The organism is Spongiibacter sp. (assembly GCF_984394615.1).
In genome coordinates this window covers 63,123-83,813 of record NZ_CFHTQA010000005.1, presented here as the reverse complement: position 1 = coordinate 83,813, position 20,691 = coordinate 63,123, and the positions used below count along the sequence as shown (strand labels likewise).

The 20,691-nt window shown below is 55.9% G+C and carries 20 protein-coding genes; 13 read left to right on the top strand and 7 right to left on the bottom strand.

What is annotated here, in order from left to right:
* Nucleotides 1-12 precede the first annotated feature (12 nt).
* From AC5DB9_RS03665 to AC5DB9_RS03645, 5 genes are read right to left on the bottom strand one after another with little or no spacing between them, the layout of a single operon-like run.
* Nucleotides 13-993: an oligopeptide/dipeptide ABC transporter ATP-binding protein gene (locus AC5DB9_RS03665; protein ID WP_272994007.1), complete on the bottom strand. Its 981-nt coding sequence runs from the start codon at nt 991-993 to the stop codon at nt 13-15.
* Nucleotides 990-1,964 carry an ABC transporter ATP-binding protein gene (locus tag AC5DB9_RS03660; RefSeq protein ID WP_272994008.1) on the bottom strand — a complete coding sequence of 325 codons (975 nt, stop codon included), beginning with the start codon at nt 1,962-1,964 and terminating at the stop codon, nt 990-992. The genes AC5DB9_RS03665 and AC5DB9_RS03660 overlap by 4 nt, the downstream gene beginning before the upstream one ends.
* Entirely contained in the window at nt 1,961-3,256 is a 1,296-nt protein-coding gene (locus tag AC5DB9_RS03655) for an ABC transporter permease (RefSeq protein WP_272994009.1), read from the bottom strand. The genes AC5DB9_RS03660 and AC5DB9_RS03655 overlap by 4 nt, the downstream gene beginning before the upstream one ends.
* On the bottom strand, nt 3,253-4,197 hold the full coding sequence (locus tag AC5DB9_RS03650) for an ABC transporter permease (RefSeq protein ID WP_272994010.1): 945 nt from the start codon (nt 4,195-4,197) through the stop codon (nt 3,253-3,255). The genes AC5DB9_RS03655 and AC5DB9_RS03650 overlap by 4 nt, the downstream gene beginning before the upstream one ends.
* Nucleotides 4,197-5,810 (bottom strand): peptide ABC transporter substrate-binding protein, encoded by a 1,614-nt coding sequence (locus AC5DB9_RS03645; RefSeq protein ID WP_272994011.1) that lies wholly within the window; start codon nt 5,808-5,810, stop codon nt 4,197-4,199. The genes AC5DB9_RS03650 and AC5DB9_RS03645 overlap by 1 nt, the downstream gene beginning before the upstream one ends.
* A 50-nt stretch (nt 5,811-5,860) precedes the next feature.
* Between AC5DB9_RS03645 and mnmC the strand changes: the two genes are divergently transcribed.
* The 4 genes from mnmC to AC5DB9_RS03625 all read left to right on the top strand — a co-directional run bounded on the left by mnmC (nt 5,861) and on the right by AC5DB9_RS03625 (nt 12,299).
* The gene (mnmC, locus tag AC5DB9_RS03640) at nt 5,861-7,912 is read left to right on the top strand and encodes a bifunctional tRNA (5-methylaminomethyl-2-thiouridine)(34)-methyltransferase MnmC2/FAD-dependent 5-carboxymethylaminomethyl-2-thiouridine(34) oxidoreductase MnmC1 (protein ID WP_272994012.1); all 2,052 of its coding nucleotides are present in this window, start codon (nt 5,861-5,863) and stop codon (nt 7,910-7,912) included.
* A 46-nt stretch (nt 7,913-7,958) separates the two neighbouring features.
* On the top strand, nt 7,959-8,465 hold the full coding sequence (locus AC5DB9_RS03635) for a nuclear transport factor 2 family protein (protein WP_272994013.1): 507 nt from the start codon (nt 7,959-7,961) through the stop codon (nt 8,463-8,465).
* Between the two features lie 70 nt (nt 8,466-8,535).
* Nucleotides 8,536-9,348: a glutaminyl-peptide cyclotransferase gene (locus AC5DB9_RS03630; RefSeq protein WP_272994014.1), complete on the top strand. Its 813-nt coding sequence runs from the start codon at nt 8,536-8,538 to the stop codon at nt 9,346-9,348.
* An 11-nt stretch (nt 9,349-9,359) separates the two neighbouring features.
* A complete protein-coding gene (locus AC5DB9_RS03625) occupies nt 9,360-12,299 on the top strand; it encodes an insulinase family protein (RefSeq protein WP_273009847.1) in 2,940 nt (979 codons plus the stop codon).
* A 37-nt stretch (nt 12,300-12,336) separates the two neighbouring features.
* Here AC5DB9_RS03625 and AC5DB9_RS03620 read toward each other — a convergent pair whose 3' ends face one another.
* On the bottom strand, nt 12,337-12,801 hold the full coding sequence (locus AC5DB9_RS03620) for a Spy/CpxP family protein refolding chaperone (protein ID WP_022960051.1): 465 nt from the start codon (nt 12,799-12,801) through the stop codon (nt 12,337-12,339).
* The gene (locus AC5DB9_RS03615; RefSeq protein ID WP_022960050.1) at nt 12,798-13,235 is read right to left on the bottom strand and encodes a regulatory protein RecX; all 438 of its coding nucleotides are present in this window, start codon (nt 13,233-13,235) and stop codon (nt 12,798-12,800) included. The genes AC5DB9_RS03620 and AC5DB9_RS03615 overlap by 4 nt, the downstream gene beginning before the upstream one ends.
* A 175-nt stretch (nt 13,236-13,410) precedes the next feature.
* On the opposite strand from AC5DB9_RS03615, the gene AC5DB9_RS03610 reads away from it, so the two are divergent.
* The 9 genes from AC5DB9_RS03610 (at nt 13,411) to AC5DB9_RS03570 (ending at nt 20,681) form a co-directional block, all read left to right on the top strand.
* Nucleotides 13,411-13,599, top strand: coding sequence for a Flp family type IVb pilin (locus AC5DB9_RS03610; protein ID WP_286845625.1), 189 nt, complete (start codon nt 13,411-13,413; stop codon nt 13,597-13,599).
* A gap of 25 nt (nt 13,600-13,624) precedes the next feature.
* Nucleotides 13,625-14,062: an A24 family peptidase gene (locus AC5DB9_RS03605; RefSeq protein ID WP_353744106.1), complete on the top strand. Its 438-nt coding sequence runs from the start codon at nt 13,625-13,627 to the stop codon at nt 14,060-14,062.
* A gap of 50 nt (nt 14,063-14,112) precedes the next feature.
* Complete coding sequence (locus AC5DB9_RS03600; RefSeq protein WP_272994330.1) at nt 14,113-14,559, top strand: TadE/TadG family type IV pilus assembly protein; 447 nt, start codon at nt 14,113-14,115, stop codon at nt 14,557-14,559.
* Between the two features lie 160 nt (nt 14,560-14,719).
* Nucleotides 14,720-15,592 (top strand): Flp pilus assembly protein CpaB, encoded by an 873-nt coding sequence (cpaB, locus tag AC5DB9_RS03595; protein ID WP_272994328.1) that lies wholly within the window; start codon nt 14,720-14,722, stop codon nt 15,590-15,592.
* A gap of 35 nt (nt 15,593-15,627) precedes the next feature.
* Nucleotides 15,628-16,938: a type II and III secretion system protein family protein gene (locus AC5DB9_RS03590; RefSeq protein WP_272994326.1), complete on the top strand. Its 1,311-nt coding sequence runs from the start codon at nt 15,628-15,630 to the stop codon at nt 16,936-16,938.
* Between the two features lie 17 nt (nt 16,939-16,955).
* Nucleotides 16,956-18,215: a TadA family conjugal transfer-associated ATPase gene (locus tag AC5DB9_RS03585; protein WP_273034337.1), complete on the top strand. Its 1,260-nt coding sequence runs from the start codon at nt 16,956-16,958 to the stop codon at nt 18,213-18,215.
* A gap of 11 nt (nt 18,216-18,226) precedes the next feature.
* Entirely contained in the window at nt 18,227-19,093 is an 867-nt protein-coding gene (locus tag AC5DB9_RS03580; protein WP_022960043.1) for a type II secretion system F family protein, read from the top strand.
* Nucleotides 19,094-19,104: 11 nt separating this feature from the next.
* Nucleotides 19,105-19,977 carry a type II secretion system F family protein gene (locus AC5DB9_RS03575; RefSeq protein ID WP_022960042.1) on the top strand — a complete coding sequence of 291 codons (873 nt, stop codon included), beginning with the start codon at nt 19,105-19,107 and terminating at the stop codon, nt 19,975-19,977.
* Nucleotides 19,978-19,982: 5 nt separating this feature from the next.
* Nucleotides 19,983-20,681, top strand: a complete 699-nt coding sequence (locus AC5DB9_RS03570; RefSeq protein WP_022960041.1) for a hypothetical protein — start codon at nt 19,983-19,985, stop codon at nt 20,679-20,681.
* Nucleotides 20,682-20,691: the final 10 nt, after the last annotated feature.

Here is a 20,691-nt window from a genome sequence, read left to right as displayed (position 1 = left end):
GCTTTATCCATGCTAATCGAAGCCCCCGGAAGCTGCCACTGCTTCAATCTCAGTCAGGCGATGACAGGCGGCAAAATGCCCGGCGTCCTTCTCAATACTGACAGGTGGCGTCAAACGGCATGCGTCGTCGACATAGGGACAGCGATTGGCAAAACGACAGCCACGATCGCGACTCAGCGGCAGAGGCAGCTCCGAGGCGCCGGTTCTGACCGGCAATGCCAACGGCGCATCCAGGTTCGGTTCGGGATGCGCGGCCAGCAACTGTCGGGTGTAAGGGTGCATAGGCGCGTTAATCAGTGCCGCGGTCGTCCCCAACTCCAACAACTCACCGAGATACATCACGGCAATGCGATCAGCCAAACTGGGAAGTACGGCCAGATCGTGGGTAATAAACAGCATGGCTGTTCCACTATCCCGCTGGATATCGCGCAACAGGGACAAAACCTGTGCTTGAACCGATACATCCAGTGCCGACACCGCCTCATCGCAAATCACCAGTTTCGGCTCGGCAATAAATGCCCGTGCAATGCCGACGCGCTGCCGCTGCCCTCCGGACAATTCGTGGGGAAAGCGGTCCGCAAATCGTGCCCCCAGTCCAACGCGATCCAACCAGCTATCGATCCGCTTTCTCAGTGCATCGGACGGAAGCCGAACATCGCGCAAGGGCTCCGCCAAACTGTCGACAATGCGCATACGTGGATCCAGGCTTGCGTAACTATCCTGAAATACCATTTGAATGGCACCACGCTGATGCTTGAGTCCACGCAGCCCGGCCAGAGACTGACCTTGAAACCGCATTTCGCCGAACGATGGCTCCTCGAGGCCAGCAATCAAACGGCCCAGCGTGGATTTACCGGAACCACTCTCCCCGACCAGCGCCAGAACCTCTCCGGCAAATATGTCGAGACTGACATCATCCACGGCCGCCAGGTAATCACGGCCCTGCCGAAAATGACAACTCAGTTTTCGCAAAGAAAGCAGTGGCGCGGTCATGACTGTAGCCGCCAGTTGTCTGGGTGATCGGAATGCCAACGCCAACAACGCGTCACGCTGCCCTGCGGGGTGCGAATAAAGGTCGGGGACTCCTCACAAATTGCCATTCGGTGTGGGCAGCGTGGCGCAAAAGCACAACCCTTTACAGCTTGACGTAAATCCGGCGGGCTGCCGGGTATCGCCTGCATTGCCTGGCTGCTGTGCAACTGGGGAACCGCGGCTCGCAGCGCTGTGGTATAGGGGTGCGCAGGTTCGGTAAAAAGCGCTTTGAGGCTGGCAGACTCCACCGTTTCTCCGGCATACATCACGCTCACCGAATCGGCGATATTGGCCACTACGCCCAGATCGTGACTGATAAACAACAGGCTGGTCCCCAGCTCACGCTGCATTTCCCTGAGCAGTGCCAACACTTCTGCCTGCACCGTCACATCCAGCGCCGTCGTCGGCTCGTCGGCAATCAATAACTGAGGCTGACAGGCGACCGCCAGCGCAATCATCACTCGCTGCAGCATGCCACCGGAAAATTCGAAGGGATATCTGGAAAGACGGGCTTCAGCACGGGGAATCGCAAGACGTTCCAGCAAGGCTATCGACGCCTGCTTCGCCTGTTTCCGGGTCATCCCCCGGTGCAGGCAAAAGACTTCGCCAAGCTGAGCGCCAATAGTGCGGGTTGGGTTCAACGCCGTCATTGGGTTCTGAAAAATCATCGCCACACGCCGCCCTCGCCAGGATTGCCACTGCCGGCTACCCTGCGCAGGCAACATATCTTCCGCCAGCCGCAGCTGTCTGGCGGAGAGCTCCGACCCACGCGGCGCAAGCCCCAGCAGGCAGAGGGCCGTCAGCGACTTGCCGCTACCTGATTCGCCTACCAATGCTCGGCACTCGCCTTCTCGAAGAGAAAACGACACGTCTCGCAGCGCGGCATTGTCGCCAATACGCAGAGACAGCTGGTCAACATATAACAAGCTCACAGGCGTCCCCCTCCGCTACGCCGGTCAGTGGCATCACGCAGTGCGTCTCCCAGCGTATTGAAGGCCAATACCGCAATACTGATCATCATGGCGGGCAGCAATAGCTGCCTGGGATTGGACAACAGCGTTTTTATACCGTCATTGCACATGGCGCCCCAGGAGGTGCTGGGAGGCGAAACGCCCATACCGATAAACGACAAGAACGCCTCGGTAAAAATGGCCGAGGGAATGGCAAAGCTAAACGCCACCAGAATTACCGGCAACACATTGGGTAATATATGGCGATAAAGAATAAATGGCGCCGATCGCCCCGACAGCCTCGCGGAGTCGATAAACGCCTGGCTTCGCAATGCCAGCACCTGCCCTCGTACCAATCTCGCGCTTCCCGGCCAGCTCAACAGCAACATCGCCAGGATAAGAGGTAAAATACCGTTTTCACCGGGGCCAATCCCGAACGAGATCCGCAGCAGAATCATGAAAAGCAAGAACGGCAAGGCGACGACAAAGTCAGCAAGACGCATGGCAAATTGGTCCAGACGCCCGCCTAAATACCCAGCCAAGCCGCCAAACACGCAACCAAAGCCGATGTAGAGCAACGGCGCCACAATCCCAACGAACAACGAGCTGCGACCACCGGCCATCATCCTGGCCAGCAAATCCCGACCCAGCGCATCGGTGCCCAGTGGATGCGCCGGTAACAACACCCGCTCCGGCAAGCCACGGGCATCCTCCGGAATCAACCCCTGTAAAGCCGCTTCAAATGCTGAAATGGCAAACTCTGGTCGTGTTTCCAGCGAAAATAGCAGCAGCCCGGTATCGGCATCGGCGAGGGTATAGCGATAAACGCGATAGCTGAGTTGCAGTCGGTCAATGTAATGCCGATCACTGCCCTCCCACAGCGGCAGTCCCGGACCAATCTGCTCTGCGCCAGCCCGGTAAAGGCGATAACGCTGGACCCCAGACACCTGCGGCCATTGCAGTGCGACACGTTCGGTAGTGCTTTCCGCAATTTGCAGGCGCTGCGGCGCCGTCGACAGCCGGGGTGGTCGAGTATCGTCCACCACCAGCGCCGACATCGCCGGCGTCGGCCCCTGAGAAATATGTGACAACCATTGCTGGGCGGGGTCGTATTGCCACACCCATGGCCCAGCCCAAACGAACAGCAGCAGCGCCACAACGATCGACGTCGACAACAGAACCGCGGGCGTGAACGCCACTTGCGAAGTCGGCTGAGACAGTTCGGTCGCAGGCACCGGCGGCTGCCAGGGCGCAAAGCGGAACACCGGGATCATCCGCGCCCCCCCACCAAGCGTATGCGAGGGTCAATCAAGCCATAACTGATATCCACTAACACCACGACCAACACCAGAAAGGCACCGTAGAACACCGTGGTACCCATAATCACCGTGTAATCGAGCTGCTGCACCGCCTGCACGAAATAGCGGCCCAGCCCCGGTATGGCAAAAACCAGCTCCACCACAAAACCACCGGTAGTGATCGCCGCCACCGCTGGCCCCAGCTCGGTCACCACTGGCAGCAAGACATTGCGCAGCTGGTGTCGCCAGAACAGTCCGGCGCCGGCAACGCCTCGCGCCCTGGCGGCGAGGATATAGTCGCTGCTGAGCACGTCCAGCATGGCCGCGCGACTGAGCCGACTGAGGTATGCCAGCGTACCCAGCCCCAGCACCAGCGCAGGCACCCAGACATGTCCGATGCCTCCCCAGCCGGCAACGGGAATCACCGTCGTGCCCGCCATTTGGTTTAACCGCACAATGAGCAGTTGTGCGAGCGCTGCGATCACAAAACCGGGGACCGATATGGCCCCCACCACCAGCAACATCACGGCACGATCGGGCCAGCGCTGCCGAAAATGCGCCGCCACACTGCCGGCGGCCACCCCTCCGACCAGGGCGATCAGGATCGCTGCGAGCCCCAATGTCGCCGAGACGGGAAAGTGTTCGCGGATGATATCGTTTACCCGGCGATTTTCCTGCGTAAAGGAAATGCCGAAATCACCGTGAAGCATATTGCTCATGAATTGCAGATACTGCTGAGGCAGGGGCTTATCCAAGCCGTAACGCGCCTCTAGCTGCGCCCTTACCGCAGGCGACATGGCTTTATCCTGAGTCAGTGGATCTCCAGGCACCGCGTGCATCGCAAAGAAGGTGGCCGTAGCGATAAACCAGATGGTGATCGCTCCCGACAGCAGGCGTCGCAGAATAAACCGCAGCATCAGGGCGCAATCCAGGCGTCACGAAAACTCGGATCGCCACCAAACACCGCACGCCTGACGCCATGCAATTGCGGGTGCTGCACGTACAGTGAGGCATTCTCGTAGGTAGGCAAAATAGGCACATCATCGACAATCAACGCTTGCAGGCGCCCCATAATGTCGAAGCGGCGCTTGGCATCGCTGCTGCGCTGTGCGGCACGCACTAATCTATCGTACTCGGGGTTGTGATAGCGCCCACGGTTGTTGTCATTCCAGGAAGCAAACAAATCGGCAAAGGTCATGATGTCGTCAAAATCAGGCCCCCACGCCGCCACAACAATATCAAAGTCCCCACGCCGCATTTTCTCCAAGCGCTGCTTGAACACCTGCTGGTCGATATGCAACTCCAGGCCAAGCCCTCGCCTGAAAAGATACTGGTAGTACTCTGCCTCCTGAAGGGCACGCGGACTATCTCCCGACAGCAGCATCAGCGGCGGCCATTCTGCCAGCCCCAGCTCAGCCTTGGCTTTCGCCAGATGTCGACGTGCCAGCGCCAGATCCGGCTCAACTTTCAACACAGGGTATTCCTCGCGAAAGGGCTTCTCCAAGCCTTTAACCGTCATTGGGAATAGAGAGTAAGCAGGAAGCACACCAGGCAAGCCGATAATCTTGTTAACCAGTAACTCGGGATTCAGTAGATGTTGTACTGCCTTGCGGAAGTGCCGGTTCGCACTGATACGCCCTTCGCGAAAGTTGAACTCCAGAAAATACAGCGCGCCCGTCTGAAAGTGATGAATATCAAAGCCGCGTTCAATCGCTTCGTCCAGCAGGCCGGTATCGAGGTTTGCCAATGCAATCTGCCCATCCCGAAACAGGTTGAACTGCGCACTCGGGTCAGCGGTGATATAGGGCAAATCAATGTGGCGTATCTGCACATTCTCGTTATCCCAGTAGCGAGCATTGGCAGCCAGCCGCAACTCGGCGCCGTGCACCCACTTCTCCAGCACATAGGGCCCGTTGACCATCAGCTTGTCAGCATCGGCGGCATAGCGACGTCCCCAGTGATTCACCACATCCTCACGCAGGGGCATGTAGGTCATGAACGCCGTAAGGCTGAGAAAATACGGACACGGCCCGTCAAACTCTACGACCAGTTCGCGATCTGACACTGCGCGTACGCCGAGTGCGCTGGCGGGCATATCGCCGCGATTGACCGCTTCGGCGTTTTTAATGGGATAAAAAATAAACGCGTATTGCGAGGCCGTTTCCGGGCGCAGGGCATATTGCCAGGCAAAGGCAAAGTCCTGCGCCCTCACCGGCTTGCCGTCTGCCCAGCGAGCATCCTCCCGCAACCAGAATCGCGCACCCGACTCGTTGAGCTGCCAGCGCTCCGCCACGCCGCCGATCAGTTCACCATCGGGGCCATACCGCAACAGGCCTTCCATCAGGTGAGACAGCACAAAATTGGCTATGGTATCGGTGGCGCGGGCAGAGTGCAGCGTCGGCGGCTCAGTCGCCAGCGCGAGCTGGATACGGCTTTGCTGTGGGTCGACGGCCGCCGCCTGCACCCAGGCAGAGAAACCGAGTACAGCCAGGGCCAGCCAACGGGCTAAACGTACAGACTCACACCCCATCACTGCTACAATGCACCCCGCTTTTCCATTGCTATTGGCAGGCTTCCACCTTGGCTCACCGCAACCATCCTTATTTTATCGTCCCCGCAGAACTCGACTGGCAAGACGGCGTTCCCAGTGCCATCGACTACGGCGATGTCTATTTTTCCCGCGATGACGGCTTGGCCGAGAGTCGCTATGTGTTTCTGGAACACAACCGTCTGCAAGAGCGATGGCAACAACTGGATGACGCGAGACCCGGCCGATTTACCGTGTGCGAAACCGGCTTCGGCACGGGATTGAATTTCCTGTTGACCTGCGAGCTGTGGCTGCGTACGGCGCCGCCGAACTGGACCCTGCACTACATCTCCTGCGAAAAACATCCGCTGAGGCCCGAAGACCTCAAACGGGCCCTTGGCGCGTGGCCAAGCCTTCACGAGCTGTCAACGATTCTACAAGACAATTATCCGCCGCTGATACCGGGTCAGCACCGCAGATACCTGCACAAGTCACAAATTTGTCTGGATGTTCTCTTTGGCGACATTCTCGACACCTTGCCACAATTGATCGACGGGGTAATCGACAGCGTGAGCCCCGACGTCTCCATGGGCCCGGTAGACGCCTGGTTTCTCGACGGATTTGCGCCCGCCGCGAATCCCGACATGTGGCAAACAGCACTGTTCGACAGCATGGCGCGGCTCAGCCACCGCGGCAGCAGCTTTGCCACGTTTACCTCTGCCGGAGTGGTTAAGCGCGGTCTGAAGCAGGTGGGATTCAATGTTAAGAAGGTCAAAGGCTACGGCCGCAAACGAGAAATGCTCTGTGGTGAGTTTAACGCCTATGCCCAAGCGGTCGACCGCGAGGTAGCGGCGCAACGACTTCCACTCACCCCAGTGCCTTGGCACCAGCCCGGCAAAGGTGCTGCGCCGCAATCCGCACTCGTTATTGGCGGTGGGCTGGCCGGATGCAGCACCGCCAGAGCCCTGGCCGAACGCGGCATTGCCGTGACACTGATCGAGCGTCACTCGACACTGGCCCGCGAAGCCTCCGGTAATCCGCAGGGCGTTTTATACACCAAGCTCTCACCCGAGCCCGGCGCGCTGAACTGGTTTACCCTGAGCAGCTTCCTCTATGCCCTGTCGCACTATCGACAGGCGTATTTTGGGGCATCGGGAACGGGTGATTTCTGCGGTGTGCTGCAACTACCGGGCAATGACCGCGAGGCAGAGTTATTCAGTCGCTTGAAAGAGATGCTCGGTGACAAGCGTTGGCTGGCGTTTCTCAGTGCAGAGCAGGCCTCTGCGATCAGCGGCCTCGCCCTTAATCGGGACGGCATTTTCTATCCGCAGGCAGGCTGGTTGTCGCCACCAGCCATCTGTGCCGCCTATGTGGATCATCCGTTGATTGAGCGAGTTCATGACCGGGAAGTCGCATCGCTTTCCGACGATGGCGAACAATGGCAGGCCTCGGACACCAAAGGTGAACTCATCGCAACAGGCAACGCAGCAGTTATTGCAGGCAGTCATGAAGCTCGCCAACTGGCACAGAGCGCAACCCTCCCCCTGCGCCGTATTCGCGGGCAAATCAGTTACTTCAACCAGGAGGACATCAACACAAGCCCGCGCTGTGTCGTCTGCCACGACGGCTACTTCGCGCCGCCGACGGATGGCCGCTTTTGCCTTGGCGCCAGCTTCGACCTGAAAAATACCGATACCGCTCTGAGCGACCACGATCACCAGTTCAATATTGACACCCTGCGCAAACTCAGCCCAGACCTGCTGAAAGCGGGTGCACAGGCCGTCGGTGGACGCGCGGCACTGCGTTGCGCCAGCCCGGACTATCTGCCCATCGTGGGTGCCGCCCCAGACGTTGCCGCCTTTGACGAGGATTACGCAGCGCTGCGCAAGGACGCAAAGCGGGCAATTCCCCGTGCCGGGCGCTATTATCGCCAGCTGTACCTCAATGTCGCCCACGGTTCGCGCGGGCTGACATCAACGCCCATGAGTGCCGAGCTGCTTGCCAGCTATCTCTGCGGCGAATCCCGGCCAATTTCCCGCCAATTGGCTGAAAATTTAGCCCCGGCCCGCTTTTTGATTCGCGACCTGATGCGCAACCGCCGATAACTTGGCAAGATGCCCGGCTGATTCGACACGCTCACAAGGACCCGCCATGACGGATATTCAGGCCCTCGCCCAGCGCCTTCAGGCAATAGAAGATATCAATGCCATTACGGCGCTGAAGTATCGCTACCTCAATGCCTGCGATGCCAAGCAGCCGGAGGACGTGCTCGCCTGCTTCGCGCCGGGCAAGATCCATATCGACTTCGGCCATATCGGGCAGTTCGACAGCCGCGAGGCCTTTGTCGCGGTCTTTGAAGAACTGGGCTGCCACGACCACATCGTCGATATGCACCACGCCCAGAACCCGCTGGTCACCCTGACCGGCAACGACAGCGCCACGGCGCATATCGGCCTTCGGTTCCTGAGCATCAATACCCGAGACAAGCTGCGCGTTCAGCTGGGCGGCCACTACGACGATGAATACCAGCGCATTGACGGCCAATGGCTGATGACCCGCAGTTGCTTTACCGTCTGCGCGGTGGAAATGATCGACTTTTCAGGTGACACCGCCGTCGTCAGCTACACCGGCAATCACATGCCAGCCATGCAGGCGTAAGCGGGGTGCAGACGCGGAGATAAGCTGGCATAGTGAGCGCCATACGTTCTGGCTCACTTGTGGATTGCGCTTGAAACGCCTGCTTTTACTCACACTTTTTACGCTGTTCGGCTACCCGCTGAGCGGCGTGTCCGCGCCAGCCAGCCCACTGCCGTACGAACTGCTCGCACAGTACCCGCACGACACAAGGCTGTTCACCCAAGGGCTGGAACTCTATCAGGGCCAGCTCTATGAAAGCAGCGGACTCTTCGGTCACTCAAAACTCATTTCCCGCCCCTTCCCGCCCAAGGAAAACAGTCCACCGACGCTACGCGGCGTTTCGCTGGACAAGCGGCTGTTCGCCGAGGGACTGAGCTTTTACCGGGGACGCCTGTTTGTCTTGACCTGGCGAGCCGGGCTCGCGCTGGAGCTTGACCCACAGCACTTTGGCTTACTGAAACAACATCGCTATCAGGGCCAGGGCTGGGGGCTTTGCTATCACTCAGGGCGAGAAATGTTCGCCATGTCTGACGGCAGTGATACGCTACAGTGGCGGCGCCCCGGTGATTTCGCCCTGGTAAGCCGCCAGAAGCTTTGGGGACATGACCACATCGACAAGTTGAACGAGCTCGAATGCCATGGTGACTACATCCTGGCAAATCGCTGGTACAGCAATGAGGTGCTGGTCATCGATGCCCGAAATACGAAAGTGCTGGCAACGCTGGACCTGAGTGCGCTGCAGCCCGAGGGACTCAGTCCCGAAGCGGTGCTTAACGGCATTGCCTTTGACGAAAGCGATCAAACATGGCTTGTTACCGGTAAACTCTGGCCTTATATCTACCGTATCGCTTTCACACTACCTTCTATCAATACGGCCATGCCATCCACCGCAGGCCACCAATAAAACGGACGACTATGAGCTTTATCGCGAACACCGATGCCCATCCCGCCTTTGACATCATCCAGAGTGAAGAAATCGACGCGCTGAATGTCACACTCACCGAGTACCGCCACCGTAAAACCGGCGCCAGCCACTACCATATAGCCGCCGATAACCCCGAAAATGTGTTTTTGGTCGCGCTTCGCACCGTTCCCCACGACTCTACCGGCGTGGCGCATATTCTGGAGCACACCGCGCTGTGTGGCAGCGAGAAATACCCGGTGCGCGACCCCTTTTTCATGATGATCCGTCGCTCGCTGAACAGCTTCATGAACGCCTTCACCAGCTCAGACTGGACCGCTTATCCCTTTGCCAGCAGCAACCGCAAGGATTTCGACAACCTGCTACAGGTATACATGGATGCGGTGTTCTTCTCTCGCCTCCACCCGCTGGACTTCGCTCAGGAAGGCCATCGCCTTGATTTCGCCGAACCCGGCAACCCGAACTCGGAGCTGGTCTTCAAAGGCGTGGTATTCAACGAAATGAAAGGCGCCATGAGCTCCATCCCGAGCCGCCTGTGGCACACGCTCTGCAAATACCTGTTTCCGACAGTCACGTATCACTACAACAGCGGCGGCGACCCTGAAGCGATTCCCGACTTGAGTTATGAACAACTCAAGGCCTTCTACGAGAGTCATTACCATCCCAGCAACGCCATCTTCATGAGCTTTGGCGACACACCTGCCGTGGAATTGCAGTCTCGCTTTGAAGAGCTGGCGCTGTCTCGCTTTGAGGCGCTGAACGACGATATCTCCGTACCGAGGGAAAAGCGCTATCACGCGCCAATTCGCGCTCAGGAAGCCTATCCCCTGCCCGCCGATGAGGACCCTCAAGGCAAAACCCATATCGTGATGGCCTGGCTGCTGGGCCAGAGCAACGACCTGGACACCGCACTGGAAGCCCAGTTGCTGGCGGGCATTTTGCTCGACAACAGCGCCAGCCCATTGCTGCACGCGCTGGAAACCAGCTCGCTCGGCAGTTCGCCGTCTCCCATGTGCGGACTGGAAGACTCCATGCGTGAGATGGTGTTTGCCTGCGGTCTTGAGGGCAGTGATCCCGAGCAGATGACCGCCGTTGAGGACTTGATCCTCAGCACGCTGCAGCGGCTCATTGACGAAGGTGTGGACGCCGGACAAGTGGAGTCGGTGCTCCACCAGATTGAGCTACAGCAGCGGGAAATCAGTGGTGACAGCTACCCCTACGGCCTGCAGTTGATTCTGAATGCCCTCGGCTCGGCAACCCACCGCGGCGACCCTGTGTCAGCGCTGAATCTCGATCCCGCGCTGGCGCGTCTGCGTCAGAAAATCGCTCAGCCGAGCTATATCACTGGACTGCTGCAACAACTTATCGACAACCCTCACCGGGTAACACTGATATTCAGCCCCGACGCCCAATACCAGCAGCGCGCAGAGCAGGCGGAAAAGCAGCGCCTTGCCGATATCAAGGCCGGTCTCAGCGACGAGCAAAAACAGGCCATTATCGAGCAGGCTGCGGCACTGGAAACACGCCAAACCCAACAGGAAGATGAAAGCATTCTGCCCAAAGTCGGCCTCGAAGATGTGGCGCCAGACATGCCCGTACTGGACTACCGCGACGACCGTTTCGGCAATCTGCCTTACACCTTCTATCCCAGCGGCACCAATGGATTGATCTACCAGCAACTGCTCATCGAGCTTCCCCTGCTTGACGAAGCAGAGTTGAGCCTGCTGCCAATCTACACCCAGACCCTGACAGAGCTTGGCCTTGGCAATGAGAGTTACCTGCAGGTGCAAGCTCGTCAGGCCGCTGTATGCGGGGGCATTTCTGCTTACACCAGCATGCGGGGCGATATCGGCGATGAACAGCAGATGAAGGCCTTCCTGGTCCTGTCATCGAAAGCCTTACTGCGCAACAGCAGTGAACAGGCACAACTGATGCGCGACACACTGGAAAAACTGCGTTTCGACGAAGTGGAGCGCATCACTGACATTGTGGCGCACATTCGGGCTCGCCGGGAGTCATCCATCACCGGCAACGGGCACGGGCTCGCAATGGCTGCCGCCTGCGGCGGCATGAGCCCGATTGCCGAACTCAACCAGAAACTCGCCGGCCTCCAAGGAATCCGCGCACTAAAGGCAATCGACGACTCCCTGAAAAGCGAAGAGGGCAAACAAGGCGTAAGCCAGCAACTCACCGCATTGCACCAAAAACTGCTCGCCGCGCAGCGACGCCTGTTGATAGTTGCCGAACAACACGGCTTCGATGAACACAGTCCCGGGCTTGCCGCGATCTGGGCAGACTTCCAAGCCTCCTCGCAGGCGCCGCTGCAGCTGGCGACCGTTCGCGGCCAACGCCGAGAGTTCTGGTGCGCCAACTCGCAAGTCAATTTCTGTGCCAGCGCCTACCCCACAGTGCCGTCCGATCACCCTGACGCGCCGGCCCTCAGCGTGCTGGCAGTCTATCTGCGCAACGGTATACTGCATCGCTGCATCCGCGAACAGGGTGGCGCCTATGGCGGCGGCGCATCGCAAGACTCCAACATCGCGGCATTCCGTTTCTACTCTTACCGCGACCCTCGCCTGCAGGAAACCCTCGACGACTTCCGCTCAGCAATCAACTGGATGCTGGAGACCCCGGTTTCAGAGGACGCGCTTGAGCAATCCATTCTGGGGGTTGTCGGCAGCATCGACCGCCCGGGGTCACCGGCCGGTGAGGCCAAACAGGACTATCACAACCGTATTTTCGGCCGCAATCTGGAGGATCGCCGTCGATTCCGTCAACGCGTGCTGGCGGTCTCCGGCGATGATCTGAAACGTGTGACCAAACAGTATCTGGAAGGTGTCGAGCCAAGTATTGCGGTATTGAGCAACGCCAGCCGCGCGGAGCAGCTGGAAGAGTGGCTCCGCGACGGGGGCTTCAGCATACAGAAACTTTGACGAATCGCCCCCTGGCCAGTGTTTTACAGGCGGGGGGCTATTTGTTGCTCTTAGCCTTCCCCTGCTTGCGCAACTCAGCATATTCCGCCTTTTGAGACGCATTGAGCACTTTGTAAAACTCTAATTGGGTCTGAAGCACAGCACCGGTGTGTCTTGCTGCCACGGACCCAGCGCGCTGACTAAGCTGTTTGATAGTATCCCGACTAAGCTCAGTCAAAGGGAGAGCCTGCATCTGTTGGCGCAGTGCCACACTTTCCTTCTGCAGGGCTGCCGCCTGCTCTGCGTAACGCAAAATGAGCACATTCACCTTTTCACGCTGCGCCTCATTCAGCGACAACTGGTCCGCCAATGCCTGAATACCATCGCTATTGAGTCCCTCGCTTGCCTGAGCCTGAACAACACCGCAGGAAAGTAACAGGGCAATGATTAACTTCTTCATATAAACGCAGTCCTTTAAAACAAATGGAGCCCTTTTCGCCATGTTGACCATGACAGTGCTCATCCGTCCACGACCTGACGGATCAACTCCGGGCTAAAGCCACGATAATGCAAAAACCGCTGGCGCTTTGCCAGTTCACGGCGCTCATTCACCGGATCATTGCCAAATTTTTTCTCATAAACCTCACAGGCCCGCAGCAGCCAATCTTCACCGCTGTGTTCAACAACCCGACTTATCAGACCGTCTTCTATCCCCCTGTCACGCAACTCCATGCGTATTCGCTGAGGCCCGAACCCTGCCCCAACCCTAAGGCGAAGATAGCTTTCAGCAAATCGCTCATCAGACTGCAAGCCCTCGTCAGCCAGGCGCTGAATGGCCTCCTCCAGCAGGCCCTCAAGGCCTTCATCGGGATATCGAACACGCAGTTTGCGATACAGCTCATAAAAACTGTGCTCACGACGGGCTAAAAGATCCATCGCCTTCTTGCGTATCAACACCTTTTGTTCTTTTATAGAAGAGTCAGAGTGCACAGACGCTACCCATTATTGGCAATTTTAGTCTCACTACGGCAAATACCTATTTCCTTTAATCTGTGCAAGTACGACATTACACACATGGTCGACAGGATGTCCTCTATGCATCGGCCTGCCTAATTTTATCAATGGAGAGCCCATGATGTTGAAACAAATTAAAGATCGTGTAGTACAGCTGGCAAGTGACGAGCGCGGAGCCAGTGCTATTGAGTATGCCGTAATGGCTGCCGTACTCGTCGGCGCGATATACGCCGCCGTAGTGGCATTGGATCTTACTGGCGTCTTCACCGCAATCAGCAGCAACGTGCAAAACCCAAGCGGAGCATAAAGCCGCCTGCCAATACAACCAGGCCATGACCGCCATCCTTATTCCCATTCTGGCAATGGTGGCGTGGTCTGATTGGCAGTACAGACGGATTCCCAACTGCATTAACGTCGCCATTGCGGCGTTATCTATAGCCCTATGTGTCTTTACTGACGTAAAGCTTGGGCAGCTATTGTTGAATATTGCCGTCGCGCTATGCATATGTTTACCGGGATACATGAAAGGCGTCCTCGGGGGAGGCGATGTAAAACTACTTTTAGCGCTCGCTCCAGCATGGAGCACAATGCAAATGTTGTTTGCCTTTTCGACGGGGGTTATTTCACTCGTACTCATTCAAAAACTAAAAGTGCAAACAATAGGCAGAAGCAATAAGAGAGGTGGGAAAGCCGACCTTGGCGTGCCAATTGGAACGGCCATCTTCTTAGGCGCAGTGTACTACGAGACGCTCCAGTTCCTCCAACTTTGATCGAGAGTAGCGAAGCGGGAAGCTCTCAACGCTCGAATAGGGATTTAGAAATGCTGAACACTCTAGCCAAAATAGCACCACAGCAACAAAAAGGAGTGGTAGCCATTGAGTTCGCCCTTATCTTCCCTGCATTTTTCGCCATTATCTACGGCATCATTTGTTACGGAACGGCATTTTTGATGATGCAAAGCTTCACCTACGCAGCAGAAGATGCACTCCGTGCTGCATTAGCTGCTGAGTGCGCAGCATCAACATGTACAGAAGCAGAACTAAAGCCCGTTGTAACTGCGCAAGTGCAGCAATCACTAGACTGGCTCTCTGCATCCGTCGTCAGTGAAGCCATTTCGGCTGACGACTTTTTCTCTTGTAATGTAGAGATGTTGTGTAAGGTTAGGCTCGGTGCCGCGCCTTTGCTAAACGGCATCAATTTACCTCTCATAGGCGAAATCCCAGACCTACCGGAAAGGCTGGTTGGCATTGCCAGCTTACGCATGTGACACAGAGCACGTTTACAGGGAAGTATACGTACGACCCCCTATATCGACACAAGGTCACACAATCTAGCATCAGGGACAAATAGTGTGACATAAGCTGGCACTGCGCAGCTTGAACAACCCAAAAATCACTTTGATATCAAATGCTTTAAGGGATATACCCATGCAAGCAAGGACTCTGAAAATCATCGCGGCACTGCTTATCATCAGCGCAGTTGTTATGGGCGTTATTGGCTATCGCATCAGTCAGGAGGATGCCCAGCGGCAAGTGCAACGTCAGTCAGCGGCAACGGCTGCCGATTCATACACTTACGCCCAAAAGCTAATGATCGCGACTCGGGACATCCGCAAAGGTGAGCAGCTCACCGAAGAAGATCTGATGCAGGTGCCCTACGCCATCACCGTCGAAGGCAGTTTCAACACCCCTGCCGAACTCATCAATCGACGCAGCGAGCGCGATATTTTCAAAGGCGCAGTCATACGCACGACAGACTTCGAGGACGATAGTGAACTCGCCACGCAAATTCGTCCGGGGCATCGCGCCATCGCAGTGAAAGTCGACGAAGTGATTGGTACCGGTGGCTTCCTCAAGCCCGGTGACTACGTTGATGTCATTTTCAACAGTCGGGCGAGCAAGGAAACCAACGACAAAAGTATGGCTCGGCGCGTTCTGCGTAATATCCGCCTGATTGCCTACGGTGCAGAGATTGAAGGCGAAAGCCAGATGAGCACCGAAGGCGATAACAAAGCGGCTAACAAGGATACCGGCAAGCGCAGTCGATCAGCGGTACTCGAAGTGGCTATCGACGATATCAATATTCTCGTGTTGGCCGAGCACAATGGTGACCTTCGCCTGTCGGCAATCGGTGAAGCCGACGTATTAGCGCTAGAAGAAGGCGAGCAACTTCCTGAGGACGCTGCCGAAGACAAAGCAACTCTCATGCGCGCGGTTACCGGCTTCAAGCCTGCACCACCACCGAAATCTGTTTATGTATATAACGGCGACAAAGTTGAAACCATTCGGGTGAGCCAATAATGCGTCGAATCGACTATCGATATGGAGTATCTGTCATGAAACAGGGAGCGATCATTGCCCTACTGTTTAGCCTGATATCGGCGGCTAGTGCGGCCCCGTTCAAAACATTGCGACTGGAAGCTGGCGAGCAGCAGATGCTCACAACAAAGTACAGTGTAAAGCGCAGCGCCATTGGTCGGCCGGAAATCGCGACACTGAAAGTTCTCAACTCCAGAGAATTCTTAATCACCGCAAAACAAGCCGGCTCTACGTCGTTATTACTATGGCAAGGCGGACGTGAGCCGACCGAATTCAAGATCGATGTCATTCCATCCCTGCCCGCTAATGCCCGCAATGGGGTTGCCGTAGACGCCAGCGGCGGATTTGTCAGTCTGGAAGGTCAAACCCAGTCTCTTGAGCAGCATGACCGCCTGCTGACTGCTGGCGGCCCTACCTCGCTGGACAACACCTATCAAACTGGTGCCATCCAAGTCCAGACCGATATTCGAATTGTTGAATTCAGCCGTTCGGAATTGAAACAAATTGGTACTGCGCTCTCATATGTAGGCGGCGATACATCAGCAGCCGGTGGTTCAAGCAGCTTGCTATCGATTCTCGACCCCACTCCTCTTGGTCAACTGATCGGGTACACCACAAATAGCGGCACTTCTTCCTCGATCTTGGTTGGCCATGATACCGGTAATTTCAAAGCCGCGATCAACGCCTTGTCGCGCAATGGCTATGCTTACACACTGGCGCAACCCTCACTGGTCAGCCTTTCCGGGCAAACGGCAACATTCCTGGCGGGTGGTGAATTTCCGTATCCGGTATCAAACCGAGATGGACGAGTTCAGATTGAGTACAAACAATTCGGCGTTCGGCTTCAACTCACTCCCACTGTATTGAGCGAAGACAGCATCATGCTGAAAGTTGCTCCTGAAGTCAGCGACTTGGATTTCACCAGCGGCGTCCAGGCCAGTGGCGTATCCGTTCCATCACTTAATGTTCGTCGAACCGACACCTCTATCCAGCTCGCACCGGGCGAAAGCTTCATCATCAGTGGTTTGATCAGCCGGAGTACCTTTGCAAACGCTGATCGCTTGCCCGGACTGGGAGATATCCCCATTCTCGGCGCCCTCTTCCGCTCAACACGCTTCGAGCAGGAAGACAAAGAGCTGTTGATGATCGTTACCCCACACTTGGTCAAGCCAATTGCTAAAGATGCAGAGCTCCCTGAATTACCCGGGGAAACCTACAGCAACTACGCTCCGTCGTTCACGGATATGCTGTTCCGCGATATGGATAAAGAGGCGGTAAATCGTGCATCAAGTAAAACCAGAAAATCAGACGTCGGTTTTGCCAACTAAGGCACGGGAGCCCGTAGATGCGAATGAAAGAGCGCAGACAAGCCGTTAACCAAACGCCATCACCGAACGATGACTACGAGAGCCTCAAGGCCTCTCTTCACCGCTTCGTGATCGACCGTATCGAAGATGACAATATCATCTACGACGACGACTCGAAAAAACTCGAAGAGGCTATCGCGGCCTATATACGCCAGTATTGCCGTATATATGAAGTGATCATCGACCGCACTCGCTTTGAGAATCTCGAGAAAGAGCTGCTCGACGAAATTATCGGTTACGGCCCACTGCAAGTATTGCTCGAGGATCCGGAAATCAACGATATTCTGATTAATGGTCCGCGCAGAGTGTTTGTCGAACGCCGGGGTGTGCTGGAGCAGTCTTCGATCCGCTTTCTGGACGACAGACACGTGCTGCGTGTTATTCGCCGGATGATCTCTCCATTAGGGCGGCGCATTGATGAATCCAGCCCGATCGTGGACGGCCGCTTGGCGGACGGCAGCCGTATTAACGCCATTGTTCCTCCTTTGGCATTGGACGGTCCCTGCCTTTCGATTCGAAAATTCAGAAAAGATCCGCTGACAGCCGAAGAGCTGCTGGCTGGCGGCTCAATTACCCAAGAAGCACTGGATTTTTTAACGAAGTCCGTAGGCAATCGTAAGAACCTGCTGATCAGTGGTGCAACCGGCTCAGGTAAGACCACCCTGCTCAATATTCTCAGCCAGTACATTCCCGCGGGTGAGCGAATCGTCACGATTGAGGATGCCGCAGAGCTTCAGCTGCGAAACACTCACGTGGTCAGACTCGAAACCCGCCCGGCCAACAACGAGGGAGTCGGACTCGTCAGTCCGGGAGAACTGGTTAAAAACGCGCTGCGGATGCGTCCGGACCGGATTATCGTTGGCGAAAGTCGTGGTGCTGAAGTCGTCGATATGCTGCAAGCCATGAATACCGGACACGCAGGCTCTATGAGTACCGTCCATGCGAACTCCGCCCAGGACGCCGTGACCCGCCTTGAAATGATGGTCGGCATGTCGGGTTTCAAAGGCTCGAGTGAGCTGATCTTGAAGATGATCGGCAGCGCACTGGACATGATCGTGCATATCGGCAGGCTCGCCAATGGTCACCGCTGCGTTCTGCAAATATGCGAACTCAACGGAACAAAAGACGGCGTGGCCTTAAAGGAGATTTTTGCGCTGAATCCGACCAATGGCAAATTGGAACGATGTCCTGACAGCACTGAAATCCCCCTGCTTGATGATGTAGTAAAAACGGTATAGGGGCGGCACCTATGTTCTGGTTTTGGATCGCGCTTGTAGGTCTTGTAGTTGGGCTGGCCTTCGTATTGCTACTGCTCGTTAACGTTGAAGAACCGGCGAAAACGACGGATGTCGGTATCAATACCAAGCGAGATGGCGTGCCAACTTTTGTCGTCGATTACCTGGCAGGGAATGGCGTTGAGCTACCGCCAATGGCGATCTACGGTGCGCTGGCGTGTGCGGTCGCGGCTTCACTCCTCGGCTTCGCACTTTTTCCGATGCAAATCGCGTTGCTGATATTTGTATCAACAATCGCCGTACTGTTCCTCGCAATAAAAGTTCTGGGAAACAAACGTCGAGCAAAAATGCTCGAGCAGCTGCCATCATTTATCAATCAGGTAACTCGGCGGCTCTCCGCAGGTATCTCGGTTGAAAATGCGTTTGCCGACTCCGTTGAAACGCTTGAGCGCCCCCTTGGTACCGTAATGCGCCGGGTAGTTCGTCGTGTACACATGGGCTACGAGCTCCATCAGGCATTCGAGCGAGAAGCACAAAACACCAAACTGCACGAGTTCAACGTTCTTGCTACAGCGATACGTATTAACGAGCAGTACGGCGGGAGCATCCGCACTATTCTCGACGATATCGTGGGAATACTGCGCTTGGAAGAAAGCGGTAAGCGTGAATTGAGCGCAATGACTGGCGAAACGCGTTTCACCGCCGTGGTATTGGCCGTTCTACCTATTTTGATCGGCGGCTATATGTTCTATACCAACCCAGAAATGATGCTGGATGTCTGGGAGCAGAGCTCCGGCAGAAAAATGCTCTATTTCGCAGGCTTTATGGAGTTGACAGGTATTTTTGTTCTCTGGCGAATGATTAATTCCATAGATTCATAAGGAAGCACCCAATGGAAGCCCAGCACTACTTTTTTATCATTGGCGCGCTCATTCTCTGCACAGCACCGGTGCTGTTGCTTGCTACGGCGTATGCAGGTAGCAACGATGAGCCAAGCGACCGCCTTGAATTTGGAAAACACGACACGTGGCGATTGCTGCGTGAAGAAAACACCCATATTGCGTCGCTGTCACAGCTGCTACGACGCGCTGGCCTGTTCACCAGTACACAACAATTGCGCGCCCTTGGAGGGACGTCTGCCACGATAGTACTGGCCGCACTCGCAGGGGGCACTTACGCGCTCTACAAAGGTATGGATATCGGCCAGATATTAGCTGCCGTATTTGGGTCCCTGCTGGCAGGAGCCGTCTTCGCATACCTTATCCTTAAAAAAGTCGCAGAGGATCGCCAGAACGCACTCGATAAAGAAACGATGATGCTGATTCAAACGACACGCATGCTTTGGCGCGTTGGTTTGTCGCTGCCCAAAACAATGGGGGTGATATGCGAACAGCTCCATGAGCTAGCGCCAAATTGCGCAAAGGAACTCGCCCTGGGCGTCAACAAAATCGAAGCCGGCCAAAGCCAAGAGGAAGCCTTGTACGAGCTGATCAATAGCAGCAGCGCCGAGGGCTTTAAAGAGTATTTGATTGTGATACGACAGCAATCAATCACCGGTGGAAGTATCGACAAATCTCTCGATGAGCTTTACACCCTGCTGCAAAATCGCCGGAAGTTGGGACTGCAGGAATACGTCAATAAATTATCGGGAAAAATGTCGCTGGTAATGATGGTATTCCTGTTTCCTGCGCTACTGATATTCACTGCAGGCCCAGGACTCCTCTCTATGGTGAAGAGCCTTTCAACGCTCGGAAACGGAGGGTAAGAGAAATGCGCAGATACCAATCATTTACCCGCTCCGCTCTGGTCATCATAACGGTAATGGCTATCTCTGCTTGCGCGAGCGTAAAAGAGACTAACTACCAAACATCGGCAGACTGCGGGACAAAACTGAGCCAGCCTCAAACCATTAAACTCGATTTGGTTGCCCAACTTATTGACGAAGGCAGCTACTACTCTGCCCTTGCTCACTTGGAAAATGACAACTCTGGCAGCCCACGCGCCCTCTGGCTGATGGCAGAAGCACAGAGGAAAACAGGAATGCTCTCTGAAGCTTATGACGTTTACCGAGAGCTCAGCTTGACCTGCATGACGGCCTATGGCCACGCCGGTATGGCAAAAATCTTAGCAACGCGTGGCGACCTAGAAATATCTCACCAGCACATGCTTAAAGCACGCCGCCTAGCGCCCACGAATGCCGACATACGTAATGACTACGGCTTCATCTTACTCGCCATGCAGGACTTCAAGGCGGCTCAGCGCGAATTCATGACCTCGCTTCAGCTTCAGCCGGGCCACCCTGTAGCGCTGAGAAATATGATCATGAGCCTCATACTCGACGGCGATAGCAGGACGGCAATGCGCATGGCCGAGAATAACGATATTCAAGAAGCAGAGTTCAAAAGCTTGATTGAAAAAGCAAACCATTTTGCCGAGCCCGCTGTCGCCAAGCGAGCGGTTATTAATTAGGAGAATCCGT